This is a genomic window from Paenibacillus sp. Soil724D2 (genome assembly GCF_001427935.1).
In the GTDB taxonomy this organism is placed as follows: domain Bacteria; phylum Bacillota; class Bacilli; order Paenibacillales; family NBRC-103111; genus Paenibacillus_E.
The window spans coordinates 185,813-208,327 of sequence record NZ_LMRY01000003.1 but is presented as its reverse complement, the minus strand read 5'-3'; the positions used below and the strand labels follow the sequence as shown (position 1 = coordinate 208,327).

At 46.3% G+C, this 22,515-nt stretch carries 21 protein-coding genes; 11 read left to right on the top strand and 10 right to left on the bottom strand.

Annotated features, from left to right (window positions below; genetic code table 11):
- The first annotated feature begins 481 nt into the window (after window positions 1-481).
- A complete protein-coding gene (locus ASG85_RS05895; RefSeq protein ID WP_057304922.1) occupies window positions 482-940 on the top strand; it encodes a hypothetical protein in 459 nt (152 codons plus the stop codon).
- Between the two features lie 71 nt (window positions 941-1,011).
- Here the strand turns inward: ASG85_RS05895 and ASG85_RS05890 are convergent, their stop codons facing one another.
- Together ASG85_RS05890 and ASG85_RS05885 are read right to left on the bottom strand one after the other, a co-directional pair.
- A complete protein-coding gene (locus ASG85_RS05890; RefSeq protein ID WP_060645633.1) occupies window positions 1,012-1,698 on the bottom strand; it encodes a response regulator in 687 nt (228 codons plus the stop codon).
- A 143-nt stretch (window positions 1,699-1,841) separates the two neighbouring features.
- Entirely contained in the window at window positions 1,842-3,041 is a 1,200-nt protein-coding gene (locus tag ASG85_RS05885; RefSeq protein ID WP_060645632.1) for a sensor histidine kinase, read from the bottom strand.
- Window positions 3,042-3,238: 197 nt separating this feature from the next.
- On the opposite strand from ASG85_RS05885, the gene ASG85_RS05880 reads away from it, so the two are divergent.
- The gene (locus ASG85_RS05880; RefSeq protein ID WP_060645631.1) at window positions 3,239-4,174 is read left to right on the top strand and encodes an ABC transporter ATP-binding protein; all 936 of its coding nucleotides are present in this window, start codon (window positions 3,239-3,241) and stop codon (window positions 4,172-4,174) included.
- A complete protein-coding gene (locus tag ASG85_RS05875; RefSeq protein ID WP_200957440.1) occupies window positions 4,158-5,102 on the top strand; it encodes an ABC transporter permease in 945 nt (314 codons plus the stop codon). The genes ASG85_RS05880 and ASG85_RS05875 overlap by 17 nt, the downstream gene beginning before the upstream one ends.
- Before the next feature lie 85 nt (window positions 5,103-5,187).
- Here the strand turns inward: ASG85_RS05875 and ASG85_RS05870 are convergent, their stop codons facing one another.
- The 3 genes from ASG85_RS05870 to ASG85_RS05860 all read right to left on the bottom strand — a co-directional run bounded on the left by ASG85_RS05870 (window position 5,188) and on the right by ASG85_RS05860 (window position 7,492).
- Window positions 5,188-5,922: an HAD family hydrolase gene (locus ASG85_RS05870; protein WP_057304927.1), complete on the bottom strand. Its 735-nt coding sequence runs from the start codon at window positions 5,920-5,922 to the stop codon at window positions 5,188-5,190.
- Window positions 5,923-6,002: 80 nt separating this feature from the next.
- Entirely contained in the window at window positions 6,003-6,455 is a 453-nt protein-coding gene (locus ASG85_RS05865) for a bactofilin family protein (RefSeq protein ID WP_063860170.1), read from the bottom strand.
- Window positions 6,456-6,460: 5 nt separating this feature from the next.
- A complete protein-coding gene (locus ASG85_RS05860; protein ID WP_060645630.1) occupies window positions 6,461-7,492 on the bottom strand; it encodes a M23 family metallopeptidase in 1,032 nt (343 codons plus the stop codon).
- A 200-nt stretch (window positions 7,493-7,692) separates the two neighbouring features.
- Between ASG85_RS05860 and ASG85_RS05855 the strand changes: the two genes are divergently transcribed.
- Window positions 7,693-8,784, top strand: a complete 1,092-nt coding sequence (locus tag ASG85_RS05855) for a ParM/StbA family protein (RefSeq protein ID WP_047687212.1) — start codon at window positions 7,693-7,695, stop codon at window positions 8,782-8,784.
- Window positions 8,785-8,842: 58 nt separating this feature from the next.
- Here the strand turns inward: ASG85_RS05855 and ASG85_RS05850 are convergent, their stop codons facing one another.
- The 4 genes from ASG85_RS05850 to ASG85_RS05835 all read right to left on the bottom strand — a co-directional run bounded on the left by ASG85_RS05850 (window position 8,843) and on the right by ASG85_RS05835 (window position 13,356).
- Entirely contained in the window at window positions 8,843-10,222 is a 1,380-nt protein-coding gene (locus ASG85_RS05850; protein WP_060645629.1) for a GerAB/ArcD/ProY family transporter, read from the bottom strand.
- 65 nt (window positions 10,223-10,287) lie between these two features.
- On the bottom strand, window positions 10,288-10,518 hold the full coding sequence (locus tag ASG85_RS05845) for a hypothetical protein (RefSeq protein ID WP_060645628.1): 231 nt from the start codon (window positions 10,516-10,518) through the stop codon (window positions 10,288-10,290).
- 2 nt (window positions 10,519-10,520) lie between these two features.
- Window positions 10,521-11,693, bottom strand: coding sequence for a Ger(x)C family spore germination protein (locus tag ASG85_RS05840; RefSeq protein ID WP_162257237.1), 1,173 nt, complete (start codon window positions 11,691-11,693; stop codon window positions 10,521-10,523).
- Window positions 11,680-13,356 carry a spore germination protein gene (locus ASG85_RS05835; RefSeq protein WP_235549318.1) on the bottom strand — a complete coding sequence of 559 codons (1,677 nt, stop codon included), beginning with the start codon at window positions 13,354-13,356 and terminating at the stop codon, window positions 11,680-11,682. Before ASG85_RS05835 ends, ASG85_RS05840 begins: the two co-directional genes overlap by 14 nt.
- A gap of 203 nt (window positions 13,357-13,559) precedes the next feature.
- Between ASG85_RS05835 and cls the strand changes: the two genes are divergently transcribed.
- Window positions 13,560-14,987: a cardiolipin synthase gene (gene cls / locus ASG85_RS05830; protein WP_057305114.1), complete on the top strand. Its 1,428-nt coding sequence runs from the start codon at window positions 13,560-13,562 to the stop codon at window positions 14,985-14,987.
- A gap of 27 nt (window positions 14,988-15,014) precedes the next feature.
- On the opposite strand, the gene ligD is transcribed toward cls, so the two are convergent.
- Window positions 15,015-15,899, bottom strand: a complete 885-nt coding sequence (ligD, locus tag ASG85_RS05825; RefSeq protein ID WP_057304931.1) for a non-homologous end-joining DNA ligase — start codon at window positions 15,897-15,899, stop codon at window positions 15,015-15,017.
- A 236-nt stretch (window positions 15,900-16,135) separates the two neighbouring features.
- On the opposite strand from ligD, the gene ASG85_RS05820 reads away from it, so the two are divergent.
- The 6 genes from ASG85_RS05820 (at window position 16,136) to selD (ending at window position 22,501) form a co-directional block, all read left to right on the top strand.
- On the top strand, window positions 16,136-16,735 hold the full coding sequence (locus ASG85_RS05820; protein ID WP_060645627.1) for a nitroreductase family protein: 600 nt from the start codon (window positions 16,136-16,138) through the stop codon (window positions 16,733-16,735).
- A gap of 404 nt (window positions 16,736-17,139) precedes the next feature.
- On the top strand, window positions 17,140-18,822 hold the full coding sequence (locus tag ASG85_RS05815) for a hypothetical protein (protein ID WP_060645626.1): 1,683 nt from the start codon (window positions 17,140-17,142) through the stop codon (window positions 18,820-18,822).
- Between the two features lie 156 nt (window positions 18,823-18,978).
- The gene (locus tag ASG85_RS05810) at window positions 18,979-19,545 is read left to right on the top strand and encodes a sigma-70 family RNA polymerase sigma factor (RefSeq protein ID WP_057304934.1); all 567 of its coding nucleotides are present in this window, start codon (window positions 18,979-18,981) and stop codon (window positions 19,543-19,545) included.
- A gap of 4 nt (window positions 19,546-19,549) precedes the next feature.
- Complete coding sequence (locus ASG85_RS05805) at window positions 19,550-20,275, top strand: anti-sigma factor (RefSeq protein WP_060645625.1); 726 nt, start codon at window positions 19,550-19,552, stop codon at window positions 20,273-20,275.
- An 82-nt stretch (window positions 20,276-20,357) separates the two neighbouring features.
- Window positions 20,358-21,326: a ring-cleaving dioxygenase gene (locus ASG85_RS05800; RefSeq protein ID WP_060645624.1), complete on the top strand. Its 969-nt coding sequence runs from the start codon at window positions 20,358-20,360 to the stop codon at window positions 21,324-21,326.
- A 125-nt stretch (window positions 21,327-21,451) separates the two neighbouring features.
- Window positions 21,452-22,501, top strand: coding sequence for a selenide, water dikinase SelD (gene selD, locus ASG85_RS05795; RefSeq protein ID WP_057304937.1), 1,050 nt, complete (start codon window positions 21,452-21,454; stop codon window positions 22,499-22,501).
- Window positions 22,502-22,515 lie beyond the last annotated feature (14 nt).

Below are 22,515 nucleotides of genomic sequence, written 5' to 3'. Positions count from 1 at the left end.
GGTAGACAGAAAACAGGTAGTCGGCAAGTGATGATGGAACCGCAGCGGATCATTCTGAACTAAGGCAATAACAAACAGCCAAATATCCAATTTTTTTTGGAGAAACACGTCAACTTAATAGGTGTTGCTGTTTTTGCTCAAATGGATAAAGTCCAGATGTAATAATATGTTATTTTTTGTGGATAACCTTTGATCCAATTAAACTATTCTACGATGTTAGGTTTGATGCATGCTTAGTGTATTTTTCATCGTTACAGATGCGAGAGGGAAGTGTAATCTTGTCTCTAACGATGTTTTTCTTGTCCACTCAACCGAAGGCTTCGCTGTTTCTTTTTAAGATGGGATTCTATTTGTATGTTTGATTTACTCCTAACCCACAGAATCAAAAGGTGAACAATTCATACACATCATGTACAATAGAGGGAGCAGGTAAGCGCGCGATGCTGCGGGAGCCTAGTATGATCGGATTGGAGGGGAGCACATGAAGAAAGATGATCTTATAACGGCTGCGGAACTGCATGCACTGCTAGCTGAGAATGGAGAGGACTTTCAGGAGTTTGAAATGGACGAACCCATCGGTACACAGCATCTTCATTCACTGCAAAAAGCCGTTGTGCTCCTCTCCCAGCAAGTGGCGGATCTTCAAACGCAGCTTCATGCGCATTTTGAACTCCAAAACAAACAGCAAGAACAATTGCTTCGGCAGTTTAAATATCAGATTGAACATAAGCTTCATGAGCAGTTGGCAAACGGGATCGTCGTACTGCAGCAGCCGACGGACATGGATGCCGAAGCTTTGCATAAGGAATCCCAACAGCTGACGCTCTATTCAACTGAACGGCCTGAACCGGTTGATGAGGAGCCGACCTATTCCAGGGTGAAAAGCTACAGAAAGATTCGGAAACGAAAGAAGTCGTTACTGGAGAAGCTTTTCGGATAGTTGAAAAAGACAAAAGACCGCATCTTCCTAGTCGAAGAGCGGTCTTTCCTTGTTTTAGTGCAGCTGAAAATCTATAGCATCCCTTCCTCATGCGCCTTCTTGGATGCTTGCACGCGGTCTCGGACGTCCATTTTCGAGTATATGCTGGAAATATAGTTTTTCACGGTGCCTTCGGACAAGAACAGCTTTTCGGCAATTTCCCTGTTATTGAGGCCATCGGCGATACAGTGCAGTACTTGCACTTCGCGCTCGCTGAGTCCATAAGCATCGGCCCGAACCTGCTCTTCTACAGCTTTGACTCCGGCACCCTGCGATGTATGGTCTGCAGCGCCTCTCGCCTCCTGGACGAGCATTCTGGCGATATCTTGCGGGATGAGTGTGCCGCCTTGATGCACCCATTTGATGCCGGCCGCCAGATCCTTCGGATGAATGGCTTTGAGCAGATAGCCTTCGGCACCCGCTCCTAGAGCATCAACGACATAGCTGATTTCCTGGAAGGTAGTCAGGATGATGACGCGAATCTGAGGCCATGCGGCCTTGATTTGGCGGGTGGCTTCGACGCCGTCCATGACAGGCATATGAATGTCCATGAGAACCACGTCAGGCTGCTGTTCTTCGCACTGCTTTAAAGCTATATGACCGTTCTCAGCCAAACCGACAACATGAATGTCCGGATCCATATCAAGTACGATGTGTAGGCTCTCTCTTATTAAATCCTGATCATCGACCAGGAGAAGTTTAAGCGGGGTTGTGTTCATGTTTGGTCCTCCTCAGAGTTTTTCGCCAGAAAAACTGGCTTCGAAAGCGCTACTTGAGTTTTTCGCCAGAAAAACTGGCATCATTAGCGCTGCTTAAGTTTGTATCCACATTGTACCACCCGGTGCTTCCAACGGGAAAGGATTTAGAATGACGGCGAGCGTTTGGCAGGAATGGAACAATGGACGATAGTACCCTGACCTAATGTGGAGCTTACCTGCAGTGTACCCTGCAGAGCAAATATGCGTTCCTGCATGGCGTTGATGCCAAAGCCAACTTTCAGCTGCTCCGTTCCTATGCCATCGTCCTCAATGCGAATGTCGACTAAACTGTCGGAGTAAGTTAGGGTAACTTCTACGGTGGAAGCGCGGCCATGCCGTTTGGCATTGGTCAGTGATTCTTGCAGACAGCGAATGAGCGAAAGTTTGGTTTGTTTCGGAATTTCGAATTCCTCACCGACAGTCGTGAACCGTATTTGGGTCCCGGTATGAAGGGCAAATTCGTTAGCCAATCTCGTCAATTGTTGGGAGAGCAGCATATCGCCCTCGGGTACCATCTGATGAATGCTGCGGCGTACTTCTTCGAGCCCATTGCGGGTTACACTACGCAGGACGTCCAGCTTTTCTTTGGCTTTGTCTGGCGCTGTTTCGATCAGGTAGGACACAGCGTCCATCCCCATGATGACGGAAGTAAACGTATGACCTACTGTATCGTGTAATTCACGAGCCATCCGGTTGCGTTCCTCGAGCAGTGTAAGCTGTTCGATTTGGTTGGCGTACTGCTCTAATGCGTTATTTTGCTCATGGATTAAATGGTACTGACGTTGGTTCTCGGCTAAAAGCTTTTCGGTCTTCTCATTCGAAGTCACAACCCGTTGTAAGCTAAGGCCAATGGCAAAGAATAGCACAGCATTTAAGATAATGCTAAATAATTGACCAACCCCCATCCCGCTATGTAGGATGAAAAAATACTCAACAGGCACTGCGACCATAAATATGGGAGCGGTCCACCAAGCATTTTTTCGGTCGGTGAGGAATCCAATGACCATTAATGGGCAATTAATAGAAAGGTACGCATCCTGCTGCATCCATGAAAGATAGATTTGTAGAGGAATACCTGTCAGCAGCACGGCAATCGGATAGAAAGTTGAGTTGATGTAGTTCGGTCTCCAGAATAGAAATGGAACACCATAGGACAGGAGGATGGCCAATATCGTTTGGATGGTAGTCGTTAGTTCATGCTCATGCATATGCAGCAGCGCATAAAGTAGGCCAAGCAGAGAAGAACCGGTCAAGACGATAAATAGGGACCACTCCACACCGTGCCAAGGTCTTCTTTGAATCATAAAAGGACTCCTTTACACAAGATCTTATATGATCATTGTACATAAAATTAGGAAAAAGCCATAGTGAGCGCAGTCATATGGTATGGTGATGAATTGTGACCTTTCACTATGACTATTCTAAGGAAGTTTACTAGGCAAAGCGGTTCAAGTAGGGTAGCATTGGGTTATATTGGTTAAAGTTAGGGGGAGTGCTAAGGATGACGGCAACAAAAGAGGCCATAACGCCGATTGTAAAAATCGATCAAATTACGAAACGCATCGGTTCTAAGACGATTATTGATAAATTAAGCTTTGAGGTGCCGCGGGGCGAGGTGTTTGGGTTTCTCGGTCCGAACGGAGCGGGAAAAACGACAACCATTCGGATGATGGTCGGACTTATGTCGATCACGGAAGGGGATATACGGATTGGCGGGTATTCGATTCGTACCCATTTTGAGCAAGCGATTCGTCATGTTGGCGCTATTGTAGAAAATCCGGAAATGTACAAGTTTCTAAGCGGTTATCAGAATTTGGTCCATTATGCGAGAATGTTCCCGGGCATTGAGGAAGACCGAATTCAAGAGGTCATTGATCTTGTTGGTATGGAAAATAGAATCCATGACAAGGTCAAAACATACTCCCTCGGCATGCGCCAAAGGCTTGGAATTGCTCAAGCCTTGCTGCATAAGCCGTCAGTACTCATCCTGGACGAGCCTACCAATGGGCTGGATCCAGCAGGTATTCGGGAGCTGCGTGATCATTTGCGGAAGCTTACCCGCGAGGATGGAATCTCTGTCATCGTGTCCAGTCACTTACTATCGGAGATGGAGTTGATGTGCGACCGAGTCGCCATTATTCAGAACGGGAAGCTGGTGGATGTCAGACTGATTAAAGAATTTGTTCAGGCGGATGGCAAGCAGCAGGTGGTTTTTGAGGTGGCGTCGATGAATCAAGCTTTGACATTAGCAGCTGAACACGGAGCAGCAGTGGAAGTAGTTGGGAATGACATTATTATGAATCTCGATAAGCAAGAAACCGCAACGTGGAACAAAAGATTTGTAGAGGCAGGGATTGCGGTCTATGGCATCCGAGCGACAACCAAATCGCTGGAAGATCAATTTTTAGAGATGACGGGAAGTGATCCGATTGCTTAATCTCATTCGAAATGAACAGATGAAAATTTATCGTAGGCTGCGAACTTGGATTCTAGGTGGATTATTGATTGCCATTGTCGTATTAGCAGCACTATTCTCACATTCGGGTTATAAAGCAAATGAAGACTGGAAAATAAGAGCGGCGGAATCGATTGAGCACAATCAGAAAGAGCTGGAAAATCCGGATGTACCGGCCAAATTTCAACAGCAGATGAGGGAGGACATAGCGCTTCAGCAGTACATGTTGGATCATAATTACCCTCCGACAGATAACACGTTGTGGGGTGGCACTCTTAGCGCAGCAGGATTAATCATCATGGTTACGTTATTTACCGTGATTATTGCCGGAGATATGGTCGCTGGTGAGTTTACATGGGGGACGATTAAGCTGCTGCTCATTCGTCCTGCCAGCCGAGCGAAGATTCTCCTGTCTAAGTATCTAACAACGCTGCTGTTTGCAGCTACGCTACTGATTGTGATGTTTATTACTTCTCTGATTGTGAACGGGTTCCTCTACGGATTTCAAAATCTAAACCTGCCACACCTGACTGTAAATGCAGCGGGACAAGTTAAGGAAGGCAGTATGCTGGTATTTGTGTTTGCCACTTATGGACTGAAGCTGATCGAACTCGTCATGATCGTGACGATGGCCTTTATGATCTCGACCGTATTTCGGAGTTCTTCACTAGCCATTGGTCTCAGCATTTTCATCATGTTCGCGGGGCAAGTTATTACGCTATTACTGATGAGATACAGCTGGGGAAAGTATTTCTTGTTCGCCAATACGGATCTCACTCCCTACCTTGAGGGGCAGCCGCTGGCAGAAGGGATGACGCTTGGTTTCTCTATCACCGTGCTCCTCTTCTACTTCTTATTGTTTAATGTACTTTCATGGGAAATATTCCGCAGACGCGATGTAGCTGCTTGATTCTAGGGCGGTCTAGAGAGTAACGGATAACGGATACAAAAAAGGACGACTCCTAGGTTAGGTAACCTTTGGAATCGTCCTTTTCTCATTTTTGAATATACGCGTGGATGGTATCAGGAACTTCCTGCAAGGAGTTCAACTGATAGAACGCCCCTTTAGGAGTGATGTCGATGGTTCCTTTGTTGTACTCCCAGTCCTGCTGTACAGGAATGTGAATCGAGTGAATACCGGCATGCAGCGCAGGCAGTACATCCGTCTTGATCGAGTTGCCGATCATCCATGTGTGGTTGCGATCAAAACGTTGTTCATTCATGATCGTTTCCATGTATTCTCTCGTCTTATGCACAGTAACAAAGATGCGATCATCAAAGTAGGTGTCTAAGCTCAAATCCTTCACTTTTTTCATTTGGATAGTTGCATCGCCACCTGTATATAGGAACAATCGGTGTCCGGCTTGCTGGAGATGATCGAGTGTTTCGTTCATTTGCGGATAAGGCTCTGCCGTGTATTCATAGACAGTATGGCCTAATTGCATTAACCATGCTTCTTCTTTTACATTCGTTGGACGGTTATACTGTGAGGCGAACCATTGGTATGTCTCAACAAATGATTTGGGAAAACGATCCGGCATAAAGCCATGAATGTGGATGCCAGCGAGATCGATTTGGAGCTGCTTCTGCTTGATGTCCTGTGCGCTAAGTCCGTGCCCAGAATACCATGTGAGCATAAGATCGATAAACTGGTCAATCACGAAATCAAAATATTTATTACAATGCACCAACGTATCGTCAAGATCAAAAAGTATCGTTTGTTCTCTCATAGGCCTTGTCTCCTGCATCAGTTAGAAATGAATTTCCAACTATTATATCATGCGCCTAGCCCCAAGCCTAGGCGAGACCCCTACATAGCTACCGTATTCCCTTTAAATGCCCCATTTGCGGATGAGGCAGGTTTATTTCCATTCTCTTGATCACCGTTTTGGATAGGGGCAGTTGTTGAAGCTTTCGAGTCCATTTTACTGTTTCCTTGGAATAGTCCGCCTTCTTCAATGATAAAGGAAGCCGCGCTGATATTGCCTTGAAGGGAACCTGTAGAAGTAATTGTCAGCTTGCCCTTGGTGATAATGTTACCCTGGACACTTCCTGCCAGTACAACGTCTCTTGCAGAAATATTGGATTTTACAACGCCATTTTCCCCAATAATAACATCCCCTGCGCATTCGATATCACCTGTAATGCCGCCTTCAATGCGAATGCTAGCTTCTGATTTAATACGGCCTTCAAAGGTTGTACCTTCTCCAATCAAAGTATCTGTTGTATTTGGATTCATGAAGTCTTTCTTTTTCTTAAACATGGTGGTTATTCATCCTTTCGAGTCGCTTTGAGATAAGGTTTAGGATCGATGCTTTCTCCATTTTTGAGTACTTCATAGTGCAGATGAGGTCCAGTACTGCGTCCCGTGGAGCCGACTAGGCCTATAGAACTACCTTTTTCCACGGAATCTCCCTTATTCACTAAAATTTTATTTAAATGCATGTACCAAGTGCGCAATCCCTTTGAATGCTCGATGACGACATTGTTGCCGTGGAACATATCACTCCCCGTACTGACGACTTTGCCGTCTGCGGTTGCATAGACAGGATCATTCTCACGGGCACCGAAATCAATGCCGGAATGAAAGCTTGGACGATGCGTAAAAGGGTCTGTGCGGTAACCAAACGTCGATGTGACGACCTTGGTGGTAGTCGGCCACAGGGTCGGGGTAATGCGAAGCAATTGCTGCTTATCGGCAACCTTTTGCTTCGTTGCGGTTAAGTTGGTTTGCAGCTCTTTCACTTCGCTGTTAAGTGCTGTGAAGGAAGCTAACGTCTGCTCACCAAGCTTTATAATGTCTTCCTGAGAAGCTGGATTAGGGCTTCCGCCAATACCGCTGTCAAGGGTAGGGAGTTTTCCATCTGCATCCGCAGGTTTATCCTGTGTGCTGGATGAAGTGCTGGCAACTGCTGTGCCGGCTGTGTTTGCAGCGATTCCGGCAATCGATTTGAGATCACTTTCGAATTTCTTCATCTCTTCGACTTGCGTTTTCATTTGTTCGGCTTGTTGAGACAGTTGAATAACTTCATTCTGTAACTGTTCGATGGCCTTGTCTTTGGAATTTAATGCAGCGCTCCATTGCTGGTTAGCTCCAGTTAGCTTAGATTGCAAAGCGCTAGCTTTTTTCAAGGTGCTTGCATGCATCAGATATGTGATTATAGAAATTAGCAGTAGCACGGAGAAGCATGCTGCAGCGATATAGGCGAATAAATGGGGAATACGAAACCTGACGACCGATTGATTGGCATCTGGAATGATGACTAGCGTCAGTTTTTTGGGTTTCCAGTTGAGCTTCATAAAGGCTTAATTGTCTCCTGTCGTGGTTGAATTTGGTAAAGTTCATATTCCTGTACTTCATTCGTCATATTCTGATAAAAACCTTCCTAATACCTACTAGTCCTATATAAAATGAGTCGAAAGTAGGAAGGAATCTTGTCGGATATAATCGAATGTACTTAACAAATACAGGAAGTTGTAGATATGGAGTGTAGCCACTAATGATAAAGCTTGCAGGTATCGATATAGGGAACGATAGTATTAAACTGGTGCTGGATGGTTCTAGAGAACCGTTAGTGATCCCGAATATCATTGCGCCGGGATACGAAAGACATATTTTGCAGGAAGAGGACTCACCATTGAAAGCACTGGATGTGATGATTTACAGCCCATCCCTTTCACAAAGAAATCAACGCTATTTCGTTGGACAACTTGCTTTGGAACATGAAGATAACCTGGAGCTTGAAGACACGGATAATAAAGCGATATCGGATCAATCCCTTATTGTTGCGCTTACTGCCCTAGCTTATCAAGGTCTCACTAACCAAGCCTTTAATGCTGGGTACGGAAATGTAGACGAAGTCGAATATACGCTCGGAACCGGCTTGCCTGTCCGTGCGTTTGCGAAGTTCAATCAGCAATTCGAGCAAAGACTTCTTGGTGAGCATGAAGTGACGTTTCTATCCACTCCACAATTCCAAAACCGTAAGATTAAAGTATCGGTTCGCAAGGTTGCAGTTTCCATTGAAGGGGCGGCAGCTATGTTCCATTTGGCTACGCACGATAGCTTGCAAGTCAAGGACGAAGAGATTTACAACGGCTGCATCGGCGTTTGCGAAATCGGCGCGCTGACAACGGATTTCCCTGTTATCAAACGGATGGCCATTGATAATCACTTCAGCCATGGCGAGCAAATTGGCATCGCTACCTACCTGGATGCCGTCATTCGCGATGTCGAAGATGCTTACGGCTACGTATTCCCAAGCCGCGCGAAGCTGGTTCAGCGAGTGAAGAATCGTGAGTTTACGATTCAACTTCTTGGCGAAGGACAGGTCGATATTCGGCCGATCGTGGACCAGCATTTCCGCCGCGCGGCTTTGCGCATGATCGAGATGATCAAAAAGCGCTGGCGCAAATATCCCGATATTCAATGCTTTTACGTGATTGGCGGAGGCGCATCAGCCCTGAAACCTTATATCCAAGAAGCCGCAGGGTCTTTAAAATTGCGATTCGCGAATGAAAGCGAATATCTAAATATGTATGGCTACTTGAAAGTGGCCAAAAGTCGGTTAAGCCAGTCAGTTCCCGTTTAATCCTCACAAGCACCTGTTTATATGCGGGTGCTTTTTTTATGCATTTTTTTCCACAAAATCAATTACCGGCTTCTGATTGCTTCGAAAGGTTCACCTCCATATAAGTTGTCAGGACCGTAAGGAATAAACAACAAGCAAAACACATTGCGCAGGCCGTGCCCATGATGGGCTTATACTTGCCGAAGGCAAGTCCGATGACGATGCAGACAGTGGAGAAGACGATCAGGATATTACCCAGCCATAACCATTGCTTGTAGGAGAATCGTACACTGGTCTTGGTCATCTGCTCGGGAGGAGTTTTATTAGAATTCCCACTGTCGCTGGGTGAAGCCATTGGATGAGATTGCTTCCGCTGCTTGATCTTCGCGGCAGCGAATAGGATACCGATGACGAAAGGCTGATATCCTAGTACGATGAGCGGCATGCTGAAATTCGCGAAGGCGAGCAGCTCCGTGATACTCTTGAACGATAGAATGGTCGTCAATGCCACCAAGAGGGCGACCTGCTTGTTAATGACGGGATAGTTGCGCTCCTTGATGATCGAGCTAATGCCTAAGAGAATCGCTAAATATATGGCAATCATTTTGCAAGCTAGAACGGGTAACCAGATGGTCAGGAGAACGATATCAAGCCGATCGAGGAAATCCGTCACATGAATCACTTGCACCAAATTGTAAGCGGGATATATGAAATTCGCAGGCATTTTCGGTCCCAAAACGGTAAGTACCAAAAAAATGATCAGCGTGAACAGGCAAATACCGAGCAAGGATCCGTGTCGGATAGCGGAACGGATTTGATTTGCGTTGTACATCGTGTGCAGAAAGGCGCCGAGAATGAAAATATCACCCGCACTTCCGATGGTAAGCAGGTTGCTGAAGGCCAATTGTTGGAACGGCATTGTGAAAACGGGCATAGCGAGCCGAAGATTGAATTCGTTCGAAAGCAAGAGCGGCATCAACAAAGTTACGATGACGAAGAGAGGATAAAACATATCGTTGACGCGAGCGACGATTTCAACGCTGCTTCTCCCAAAAAAAATCAGATACAAACAGGGCACCAAAACTAAGATTTCCACGGGTGTGTTGTGCAGCAACAACGTGGAATTATATTTCGATGCGGAAGACAAATCCTGCACGAGAATTTGCCAGAAGTGGAACAAAATCAACAGATTGACGACAGTACCGCCCCAGCGCCCTAGCAGATATATGGATATTTCGAAAATATTCAGCTTTGGAAACATCTTCACTAAATATCCAAAAAAGGCTGCAATCACAAATATATAGAAAACAGATAGGATATAGCTAAACCACGCATCCATCTCACTTACTCGAATCAATACATTTTGCAACGTAAAGATGCCTCCGCTTGTGATGATGGATGAGGCCAGCCACGCCAGCTGTCTCTGGTTGATTACTTGTTTTTTATCGATGAAAGCCACCGCCTTTTCAATTGCTTCAAGGGCTGATTTCTAAATTATTGATTTTTTGATAGGCTACCTTGCAATCAAATGCCCATTAAATGACTAAACCAAGGGGAAACCGTGTGGATAAAGAAACGCGAAGGCATCGGAATGGGTACGTGTAAATATTTGCTGATGAATAGTACAAGTGTGACAAAGGTAATTAACCCATAAGTCGCCTTTACGTTGCCTTTCTGATGCTTAAGTGTCTTGCGGTCTATCAAAAGACTGGCAATCATAATGAATAGAAAGCTCAGTATAAATATGCTGTTCATCGCTATTTCCCATCCTTGATCACATTCTGATTGATAAGACCGGTTTCGGTGATGGAGGCTTCAACCTTGATGCGGAATTCAGCTTCTTTAAACACGTCTCGCCATTGAGGTTTTAAATCGTTGTTCCACACATTTGGATGACTCCGCCAAACGAGTAAACCCAGTTGAGCGGAATCGGTCCCTTCCTTTTGCATTTGCTTAATGGCGGCTTGGACGCATTTCTTCACTTGCTCTGCGAATTTACGCTCCACCTTGTGGATGGCCGCCGGCTTGTTGAGATCTTGTTCGGATAAATCTTCACCAATGACCCCTTTTGCCTCTAGAGTAAGTTGAAAGATGACCTTGTCCCCTTGCAGTATAGGTTTGATTTCGGTATGTCCTTCCTTAACGAGAATGGAGATATCTTTGCCTGATTCGAGCGGAAAGGTGAGAAGATGTTCTCTAACACGGTTTCTCATCCACATGAGTCCATTCGCCTCCTGGTTCTTGTAAATACCAACCATTCTGTCTCCTTTGAACTGACCATAGCCAACTAGCTGAATTTCTTGAGAGGGCTTTTTAGCTCCTTGGGTTTCCTTGGCTTCGAGGTAACTCAAAATAGGATCACTGTTAAAGCTAAGCGAAATGCCAATATCCTTCGTGGATGTCGCCATCGCGCGGCGCGATTTAGTTATTTCGCGAATGACTTCGGAGGGAAAACGTTCAAACTTGGGCTCCGCATTCAGCAGGTCGTAGCCTTTGCCCTTCGTCACGACGAGAAAGCAGGTCAGCCGACTCTCCGGTGTGCGCGCCGCATCGTCAAACATGATGCCGATTCCTGCCTTGGCAAGCTTTTCGCCTAGGACGATCGTTCGCCGATGTGATAGAAACAGTCTGCGCGACATTCGCATTTGCAGCCTGCTTGTTGCTTCGCGTATCGTTGTTCCGACTTCTGAATCTATATAGTAACTTTTGCCTCCGCTCGTACCGCCTCCTCCCCCGCTGGCGCCGCCCATGGAACCGGGGAGGGGTAACATATAGGTAACGCGATACTTGCCGTCGTCCTCCAGATCAATAGAGGAGGTGAGCACAAAGGCGATATCGTTGGTTTCGGTACGATCCCAACAGCCTGTCAGGAATGTCAGCACGAGGGTGATCATCATCCCAAACACAAAAAGACGCCTACGATGAGTCATTTGATTTGCCCTCCTCACTCGCTTTATGCTCATGCTGAATTCTGCTTCCGTCTACGCCTCCGTCCTCCTTGATTTGCTGAGGCAGCTTGTCATCCATGTGCTGTGTGTCTTGAATGGCCATAAATGCAGGACGTTTCTCCATCGCCCACGAAGGAGAGCGAATCAGCGAATCCTGCAAGTCTCCGGCGGATAACGGTCCTAATGGGGATAAATAAGGCACTCCGAAGGAACGTAAATTCGCCATATGTCCGAACAAAATCATCAAGCAGAAGATGATTCCGTAGAAACCGAAAACTGAGGCAATGATCAGAAAGGGAAAACGCAGCATCCGAATGGCGATAGCGCCGTTAAAGCGTGGGATGGTGAACGATGCAATCCCGGTAATGGATACAACGATGACAATCGGTGCGGATACGATGCCGGCTTGAACAGCGGCTTGTCCAACAACGAGCGCACCCAAAATGGAAACAGCGGAACCGACTGCTTTGGGCAATCGAATACCCGCTTCGCGTAAGGCCTCGAATGTAATTTCCATGATGAACGCCTCAACAACGGCAGGGAACGGAATAGCTTCGCGGGAGGCGGCAACACTTAACATCAGTGTTGTCGGCAGTAGTTCATGGTGGTACGTCGTTATTGCAACATACAAAGCTGGTGCCGTGAGCGACAGAAACAAGAAGATGTAGCGCAGCAAGCGCAACAGTGAACCGATTTGGAATCGTTCATAATAATCCTCACTCGCTTGCATAACCTGTATGAACACGAACGGGACGATTAGTGCAAAAGGTGTGCCATCAACGAGGATGCCCACTCGTCCTTGCAGGAGAGCACTGGCAACAACGTCTGGCCGTTCTGTGTATTGGATCTGTGGAAAGGGCGAATACGCATCATCTTGAATCAGCTCTTCAATCATGCCCGATTCCAAAATGGCATCAATCTTGATTTGCTCAATCCGCTTGATCACTTCCTCGACAAGGGAGGGCATTGCCAAGTCGTCGAGATAGCAGACGACAAGAGCGGTATTGCTCTCTTTGCCTACACTCATGGATTTCATTTTGAGTCTAGGCGTCTTCAATTTGCGGCGGATCATAGAGGTGTTCGTGCGAATGCTCTCCACGAACCCTTCTCTCGGTCCGCGCACGACGGTTTCCGTCTCCGGCTCGCCGACGGAGCGCTTCTCTGTTCCGCGGATGCCGAGCAGGACGGCTTTCGCGTTGCCTTCGACGAGAAGGGCGGCATCCCCGCCGAGAACGGAAACGAGCAGGTCTCCGTAATTATCGGAGATCTGTGTCTGGGACACGGGCAGTATCGTGCCTGCGATGCGGTCAATCGCTGTTTCGCCGCCACCCAGGAGCATTAACGATTTCATCGTTTCGTTGAGCAGTTGGGTGTTGGTGAGTCCATCCACGAAGAGAAGCATGGCGGGAATGTGCGGCTCGATCTCGAATTCACGGACGACAACATCAGAGCAGTCCTGAAACATGGCTTTAATAAATTCATGATTTTCATGTAGAAGAAGTGATATTTTAGTTTGCTTAAGCTCTTCGATGAAGTGATAGTCTAACGAATCACTAAGCCCGGATTGCTCATCATTCTCACCCAGCCTGTCCGATGGGCGTTTACGCAGGATACTTTTCATCAATTGTTTGGATGCTTTAACCATGCGAGGGGCCCTCCTGCCGCAATCTGGATGAAGATTATAGGAATGCGTTTCCTATTTTTCTCGGAATGAAAGGATTTTATTACGAAAGTTGGAAAATTTTATTCGGTCGAGTCCAGATGATAGGATAGGTATAGATGGGAAGCCCTTGGCAAAAGCTATCAGGACAAGAAATTGCGGGGAAATTGGCAGAGGAGCTGGAGCTTTTGTTGTGGGTTATCATACTACTGCTGCTATTCATCTTTCAGACAGCAACGATTCTGATCGGCGAATATAAACGACCTGCTAAAACGGTAGCCTGGCTGCTCGTTTTGTTTATTTTTCCAATCATCGGATTTATCATGTATTATTTCTTAGCTAAGGAATATACCCAAAGGAAAATGGTTCGGCGCAAAGGTCGTCGTAAAATGGATGAAATTAAACATCAATGGATGTATAAAGAATCGGCTGCGATTGCGAACAACGCGGCGAGTTATCAGTTGTTCAATGAGCCTCGTCTTGGTGGACTGCTCCATAACATTCCAGGCTCACCCATTACTCCAAAGAATCGAGTTGAAGTGTTGACCAACGGGGAAGTCACTTACGAGGCTATGTTAAAGGCAATTGAACAAGCGAAAAGTCATATCCATTTTGAATTTTATACCATAAGACATGATGAAACTGGTGTGAGATTTCAAGAAGTTCTGATCCGTAAGGCAAGGGAGGGTGTCAAGGTCAGAGTTATTTATGACGGGGTAGGCAGCTATACGCTTTCTACGGCTTACATAAATAAATTTAAGCAAGCTGGGGTGGAGGTGCATCCTTTTTTGCGGCCGCTTATTGCCTTCTTCGATAAACGGATGAACTATCGCAATCATCGGAAAATTATTGTCGTTGATGGTTTGGTGGGGTTCGTTGGCGGTATTAATATTGCCGATGAATACTTAGGGAAAGATCCGAAGCTTGGTTTCTGGCGGGATACCCATCTCATGCTGCACGGCGATTCGGTGTATTATTTGCAGATGACCTTTATGACTGACTGGATGTTCGTTAGCGGGGAGCGATTGTCTGATGAATCGTTATTTCCTGAGCATAATGAACCGCAAGCCTCGTTGGTCCAGGTTATTTCAAGCGGTCCAGATGCCTACTGGGATGCTATTCAGGAGATGTTCTTCGCAGGTATTATGGCAGCTAAGAAGCGAATATACATGACAACGCCATATTTTATTCCAGATCCCAGTATCACTATGGCACTCAAAACAGCGGTAATCAGCGGTGTCGATGTTCGTATTATTCTCCCTTACAAATCCGATTCCAAAATCGTTCAGTACGCATCACGATCCTATCTGCTTGAGCTGATGCAGGCGGGAGTACAGTTCTATTTATATCGCAAAGGCTTCATGCACGCAAAAGTCATGATCGTCGACCACTTGATGGCTACAGTAGGTACGGCGAACGTGGATATGCGCAGCTTTTTTAGCAACTTTGAATTGAATGCCGTGATGTTTAATAAGGATGAAATTGTGCGCTTAGAGGCTGACTTTTTAATGGATTTGAAGGATAGTGTTGAGCTGAAATTAGCCCAATTTGAGATGAGGTCCCAGATGGAAAAGGGGAAGGAAGTCATTGCCCGATTATTATCCCCTTTATTCTAATGAGGGAGTTCTGTGAAGGCTACTACATTATTTTAGACGGTCTAAAATAGCGTTCAAATTCTGTGGAGGGACCTTCTCAATGAGGTCGCCATACGTTCTCAAACGGTTCATCACCGTATGTAAGTTGAAATCTCGGATACTAGGACGCAGCTCTACCTCTTTCCATAACAGGGGGGTGGAGACAGAGGCGTCCTTTTTGGCGCGTGGTGTATAAGGAGCGGATAATGTTTTTCCATACCAGTGCTGCAGGTAGTCTACATAGATTTTATCGCCGCGATTTTTCTTGAACCTTTCGATGGTAAAAAGATTAGGATACTTCTTCACGACAAAGGCGCCAATAAAATGACCGATACGGCGAAGCTCTTCAAATGTGTAACCAGGCTGAATAGGGATGTAGATCTGAACACCAGTAGCGCCTGAGGTTTTGGGAACCGACTGAATATGCAGGGAATCCAACACTTCTCCAATGATGTGGGCAGCCTCCATAATACGAGGTTCTTCCTCTAGCGAAGGATCGATATCGATCACCCATTCTGCTGGCAGCGTCTCGCCAATTCGGTGAAAGGAAGGATGAAACTCCAAACAAGCCAAATTTCCCAACCATATCAGGGTGGGTAACGAGTCTAGATTGATGTAATTAATGCCATCCAGCGGCGCCAGCTTCACGAAGCTAGGTACCGGATCGGGGGCATTTTTTTGATAAAAGGATTTTTCATTATAACCGTTAGGGAAACGAATCGTTGTTAAGTGACGATTACGGCAATAGCGCAGCAGGAAAGGAGACAACTCGGTTAATTTAGCGAGATAATCGGCCTTGGTAATGCCCATTTCAGGCCATAGAAGCTTGTTCGGGTTCGTAATGGTCAACTCGTGCCCTTCCACGAGCAGTGTTCCTTTGGTTGAGACCGCCATGTGAATCATCCCTCCTGATCTCTTGATTTACATCCGATTATTCCCCGTGGGGAGGGATCTCAAACTTCGATGACCTGTTGAAATGTGATGAAATTAGGCTTGACAAAAAGCTGGATTCGAATGATACTTATGAAAGTTAATAATATTTAGTAAGTAACATATGAAGTGGAAGCTAGTTCTTATTTGTATATTAAAACTTAATTCTATCAGAAGATAGAACCAGAGGAGAGATAAATATGAGTAACTCATTTTTAGCTGCTGTCAAAGAAAGACGTACGTACTATGGACTGAGTAAAGACATGGTCGTTTCGAATGAACGTATCCAAGAGATTGTGAACGAGGCTGTGAAACATACACCGTCTTCTTTTAATTCACAAAGCGCAAGAGTTGTTGTATTATTCGGTGAGCAATCCGATAAATTGTGGAACATTACGAAGGAAACACTGAGAAAGATCGTACCTGCTGACAGCTTCGCGCCAACAGAGGAACGTATCGATAGTTTCAAAAGCGGGTATGGAACTGTTTTGTTCTTTGAAGATGAGACGACAGTAGAGAATCTGCAAAAGCAATTTGCTGCTTACGCTGACAATTTCCCGATCTGGTCCAATCAATCCTCAGGCATGCTGCAATTTGTCGTATGGACGGCACTGGAGCAAGAAGGTTTGGGCGCGTCGCTGCAGCACTACAATCCTTTGATTAACGAGGAAGTTGCACAAACGTGGAACCTTCCAAGCGAGTGGAAGCTGCTTGGCCAAATGCCATTCGGTAAACCAACCTTTATTCCAGGTGATAAAGAGTTCCAACCGCTTGAAAATCGCGTGAAGTTTTTCCAATAAGATATGCAATTCCAGTCATCAAATTCGTCCCTTATAGAAAAGCCATCCCATTCGTCCTATGACGGTGGGGTGGTTTTTTGCGTAGAAGAACGAAACCAGACAGTTATATCATGCATCCACTAAACTTGGAATACAAGCCTAGTGAAGTAAGAAGTGCGGCCCAGGCGCGAAAGCGCGGAAAACGCGCTTTCGCTGAGGAGTGAATGAAATAGGCTCCGAAAACGCGCTTAAATGTAGCGAGAACCGAGGCGAGTTGGGCGCTTGAAGGGTGAGAAGTAGATTTTCGAACCTTCGCAATACGTATCGTTGCTTAAAAAATTCTTTACCTTTTTCACAATTGATAAAACCGCTTGCAGCTCCACATCGTTACCTTAGATAGAAAATTTAAGGAGGAGTAATCGAGCATGGGTAATTTTAAAAGAGTATTCATATCTTCCCTAGTGTTACTAGGTCTTATGGCGGGAGTGACGGCTTTATCGGCTGTCGCGGCTGAGCCTCTGAAGGTCAAATCCGAAACGGATATAGCAGGGGATATTGGTATCCTCCAAGGAGAGGGCAATGGGCTGACAGTTGAATACTTAAACAAGCCAACTACAAGGCTGCAAGCCGCGGTGATGTCCCTAAGATTAAAAGGATTGGAAGCTGAAGCGTTAGCTTTCACCGGAACCACTAGCTTTAAGGATGCCAGCGGCGTTTCCAAAGAGAATCAAGCGATTCTAGGTTATTTGAAAGCGCATCCTGATTTAGGCTGGCAGGGAACCGGCGACGATAAATTCGAACCGCTCGCAGGAATTACAGCTCAGCAATATTATAAGGTTCTGTTGGAATCGCTAGGCTACACACAAGGAACGGATTTCGAGTATGCGAACGTATTTACCTTTGCCGGGAAAAATGGCTTATCGAAGATTGCTAACGTGAAGCAATTCAAAAACTTACATATCGCTACAGCAACCATCGAAGCTCTGAAGGTGCCAATCAAAGGAACTACGAAAACGTTAGCCGCCGATTTGACGGATAAAGGTAAAATCAGTGCGACAAAGTTAGAAGTGCTGGGGAACGCAGAACTCAGCTTGAAGCAAAGCGATACGTTGGGTAGTTATCTAACGGACTCCAAAGGCATGACGCTTTATTATTTTACTAAGGATGCAGCAGATGTGAATTCATGTGTGGGTCAATGTTTGGCCAACTGGCCGATCTTTAACGGCAATAATTTCACGGTTCCTGCGGAGTTTAGCGCAGCGGATTTCAAAGTATTCGTGCGTGCTGACGGCAAAGAACAACTGACCTATAAGGGCTGGCCTTTATATTACTTCGTCAAGGATCAAAAAGCCGGAGATACCACAGGAGACAACGTTGGTAAGGTCTGGTTCGTTATTAAACCCTCGAACGGCGGCGTGGCGCTAGGCACCAAAACCGATCTAGGCAATTATTTGACAGATGCAAACGGCATGGCACTTTACTACTATGATAAAGATACGAAGGGCGTCAGCAATTGCTCCGGCAAATGCTTGGAGAAATGGCCATTATTCTACGCACCGAATATCTCGCCTCCAACAGGAGTTAATTCAGCAGATTTCGGCACGCTCATTCGTGCAGATGGCAAAATGCAAACAACGTACAAAGGTTTCCCTCTATACTATTGGGTAGATGATAAGAAAATGGGAGACACGTTAGGGCAGGATGTTGGTAAAGTCTGGTACGTGATTGATCCTGCGAAATTCAGTGGCACCAAGGCGACGAATACATCTGTAAAAACAAGTAAATCCGACGCACTTGGCACGTATTTAGTGGATGCAAACGGCATGGCTTTGTACTTGTTCACAAAAGATAAAGCGGATCCTAACTCCTGCGTAGGCCAATGTTTGGTTAACTGGCCGATCTTCTATGATGCGAACCTTACGGTTTCCTCGGATCTAACTAGCAGCGATTTCGGTACCCTTACTCGGAACGATGGCACGAAACAAAGCACGTACAAAGGCTGGCCGCTTTACTACTGGATCAAGGATCATAATCCCGGTGATACAACCGGACAAAATGTAGGAAAAGTCTGGTTCGTCCTCGACCCGGCTCAAACCACAGCTAGATAACTCCTAGTCGACCCTGTAGGTTTATTGCGCTCCAACATGCTGGCAGATTCAGCGGCGTTGGGGCGCTATTTTTCTATAAAGCTATTGCCAAGAAGTCTAGCTGGCGATAAGGTAGAAAGATAATAAACTTCATTTCGACTCGGGGTGTACCGAATTATGCGAAATCGAACAGATGGTGAGCTCATGAAGCTGGTGATGGCTAAGCACCATCCTGCCTTAGAGGAGCTTTACGATCGCTATGCGAAGCTAGTGTATTCATTTGCGCTGAAATCCATGAAGGAAGAGCAAGCGGCCAGAGAGATTGTCCAGCTTGTTTTCACACGTCTTTGGACCACAGAAAAGGGCTTTGACGCAAGCAAAGGTGCATTCGTCAACTGGGTGATCACGGTTACCCGTAATATCACGATCGATTGCTTGCGCAAGAAGCGGAGACTCGATCAAGTGATCCAATTTGAGCCCAGAGAGTGGGAACATACGCTTATTTCGAGCGATCCTGATCCAGAATCGGTCATGTCACGTAAATGGATAGGAGAGCAAATTCAAGAGGCATATGTGCATTTGTCGGATAGTCAAATACAATTGATCGACATGATGTACTGGCAAGGCTATTCTCTAAGCGAAATTGCGACTCAAACGAATGAGCCGCTTGGTACGATAAAAAGCCGTTTGCACCAAGGGTTGAAAATACTTCGGAAGCACCTGACATCACTGAGGGAGGGATGACGTAATGAAAGAACAGGAGACTGTGGAATGCAGTCATCTTGTCAATTATTTGACAGGCGACTGCACAGAGTGGGAACGCGCTGCTTTCGAACGGCATCTGCGAACTTGTGTCACATGTCGGGAAGAATTAAGCGAGCTGCAGGAGGTCTGGCAGGCACTTCCTTTTGAGATGGAGGAAGTAGAAGTCCCCTCGGATTTGAAGCAACAGGTTATGCAGTCTATTATCCCGACTGAACTAAAGGCGATCCAGAAAAAGAAGAAAAAACGTTCGTTCAAATGGGTTTATGGTGGGGCTGCAGCCATTATCTTAGGCCTCGTTGTAGGCGTATGGTGGAACAATCAACAACCCAAAAACTTTTCAGCCAATCCCTCTTTAAATCAACCTGCGGAAATCGTTCATACGTTCCAATTGAAATCCGTTGAAAGTACAATGCCAACAGCCTCTGGCACAGCTTATGTGCTGGAAAGTGGCGATATCCACAATGTGGTCATTAATTTGCAAGGCCTAAAGGAGACGCAAGGGGATTGGGCCTATCAGGTTTGGTATAACCGAAGCGGGAAGCGATACAATTGCGGTACGCTCCGTGTAGACGAGAAGGGTACTGGTGTGCTGACATACAGCATCCCTGTAAAGGTGAAGGATTTCCAAATCGACTCCTTTGGCGTTACGTTAGAGCCAGATCCGAATGGTTTGCAGCCGCGCGGGAAGAAGATACTGGGTACATCATAGCTCATACTACGAGTAGGTTAAGGTTAAACTACCAGTTGTGTTTGATCAGAGGTCTGAGCATGTTTAGAGAGGACGGATAGATTTGAACGTAAAAGGTATTCATCATGTAACCGCGATGACAGGGGACGCAGCAGCGAACTTCCAGTTCTATACCGAGGTGCTTGGCATGCGGCTTGTCAAAAAAACAGTCAATCAAGACGATACAACGGCTTATCATTTGTTTTATGGAGATGAAAAGGGGAATCCGGGAACAGAGCTTACTTTCTTTGATTTTCCCGGGGTTGGACCTAATGCTGCAGGGGTAAGCAGTATCTCAGGTACATCTCTTCGTGTTGCGAATGACGACGCGCTTTCGTATTGGATAGAGCGATTCAAGGAACATGGTGTGAAGTACTCCCCTGTGGAGGATTTTGCGGGACGTAAAGTCATTTTTTTCGAAGATCCGGAAGGTCAGCAGCTAGCCATCGTTTCCGATGAAAATAATACAGGTGTTAAGGGCGGGAAGCCGTGGGAAAAAAGTGCGGTTCCCGTTTCGTACGGCATCACCGGACTAGGTCCAGTGAAGCTTACCGTACGGAAGCCGGAATCCACGCTGGCAGCGCTTCGCTTACTAGGCTTCGCGGAGAAAGAACGCATTCCCTCGCTGGCTAAAGGAGAAGAAGATATCATTGTCATGCAAGTAGGCGAAGGTGGGTCAGGGGCCGAAGTCCAGGTCGAGCCGCGCAGCGATCTGCCGGTTTCACGTCAAGGCGGCGGCGGCGTTCATCACGTTGCTTTCCGTATTGAAGACAAGGAAGAACTGCTGGCTTGGGCTGAAATCCTTAACAAAGCTGGTTTGCCTAACTCAGGTTTCGTAGATCGATTCTATTTCCGGTCCTTATACTTCCGCGAGCCGAATGGCATTCTGTTTGAGCTAGCGACCGATGGTCCGGGTTTTGCTACGGATGAACCCCTTGAGACGCTGGGCGAATCGCTTTCCCTCCCGCCATTCTTAGAAAACCAACGTGTTTCCATTGAAGCAAACTTAAAGTCGCTGCATACGAAACGTTAAAGACCAAAAACGAACATTCTGCTCTGTGATTCAGCTCACGGATAAGAGATGTTCGTTTTTATTTTTGCGGTCAATCGGTTATCATGGATACATACATAGTGTGAAAATGAAGGGATAGAAGCCAAATGACGACTGGGGATAAAATCAAACTAACCTCCTACTCCACAAAAGGTGGATGCGGATGCAAGATCGGTCCGGGAGATCTTTCTCAAGTGATAAAATCTTTGCCGCCTACAGTTGCTAACCCAAATCTTCTGGTTGGGATAGATACGAGCGATGATGCAGGTGTTTATAAACTAAGTGAAGAGCTTGCGCTCGTTCAAACCGTAGATTTCTTCACTCCGATCGTTGATGATCCCTATTCATTCGGACAAGTAGCTGCGGCGAATGCTATCAGTGATATTTATGCGATGGGCGGTAAGCCATTAACGGCATTAAACATTGTGGCTTTTCCGATTAAAACGCTTCCCAAGCAAGTGCTTGCCGATATTTTACGCGGTGCTGGGGATAAAATGATAGAGGCGGGAATTACACTAGTAGGTGGTCATTCCATCGATGATAACGAGCCGAAGTTTGGACTCGCCGTCACGGGATTGGTGCACCCAGGGAAAATTCGTACGAATGCAGGAGCTAAGCCCGGAGATAAATTGATCTTAACGAAGCCGATTGGCGTTGGTATTCTGACGACCTCGATCAAAAAGGATCGATTGAATGAGGAAGAAATTCAGCGAGTCACGCAGGTGATGGCAACGCTGAATAAGACGGCGGCGGAAACGATGGAGCCTTATAACGTTCATGCCTGCACGGATGTGACGGGCTTTGGTTTAATGGGACATTCTCTAGAAATGGCCAAAGGCAGCGGCGTGGGTATTCGCATAACTGCGCAAGATGTACCTGTATTGCCGCGAGTGCGAGAGCTTGCCGAAGAGGGATTCGTTCCTGGAGGCACAAAGAACAACTTTGCTCATGTACAGGAATCGATCACATTTGCTGAAACGTTGGATCAAATTAGCCAATGGATTTTGTGCGACGCGGTCACCTCGGGCGGTCTCCTCATCTCTGTTGATGGAGAGCAGGCGGATGAATTGTATCGCAAACTGAAGGATGCCGGCGTAGAAGCGAGCTTGATTGGCGAAATTACGGCAGAACATCCTGGACGCATTGTTGTAAGTTAAAGGAGCGAAAATCC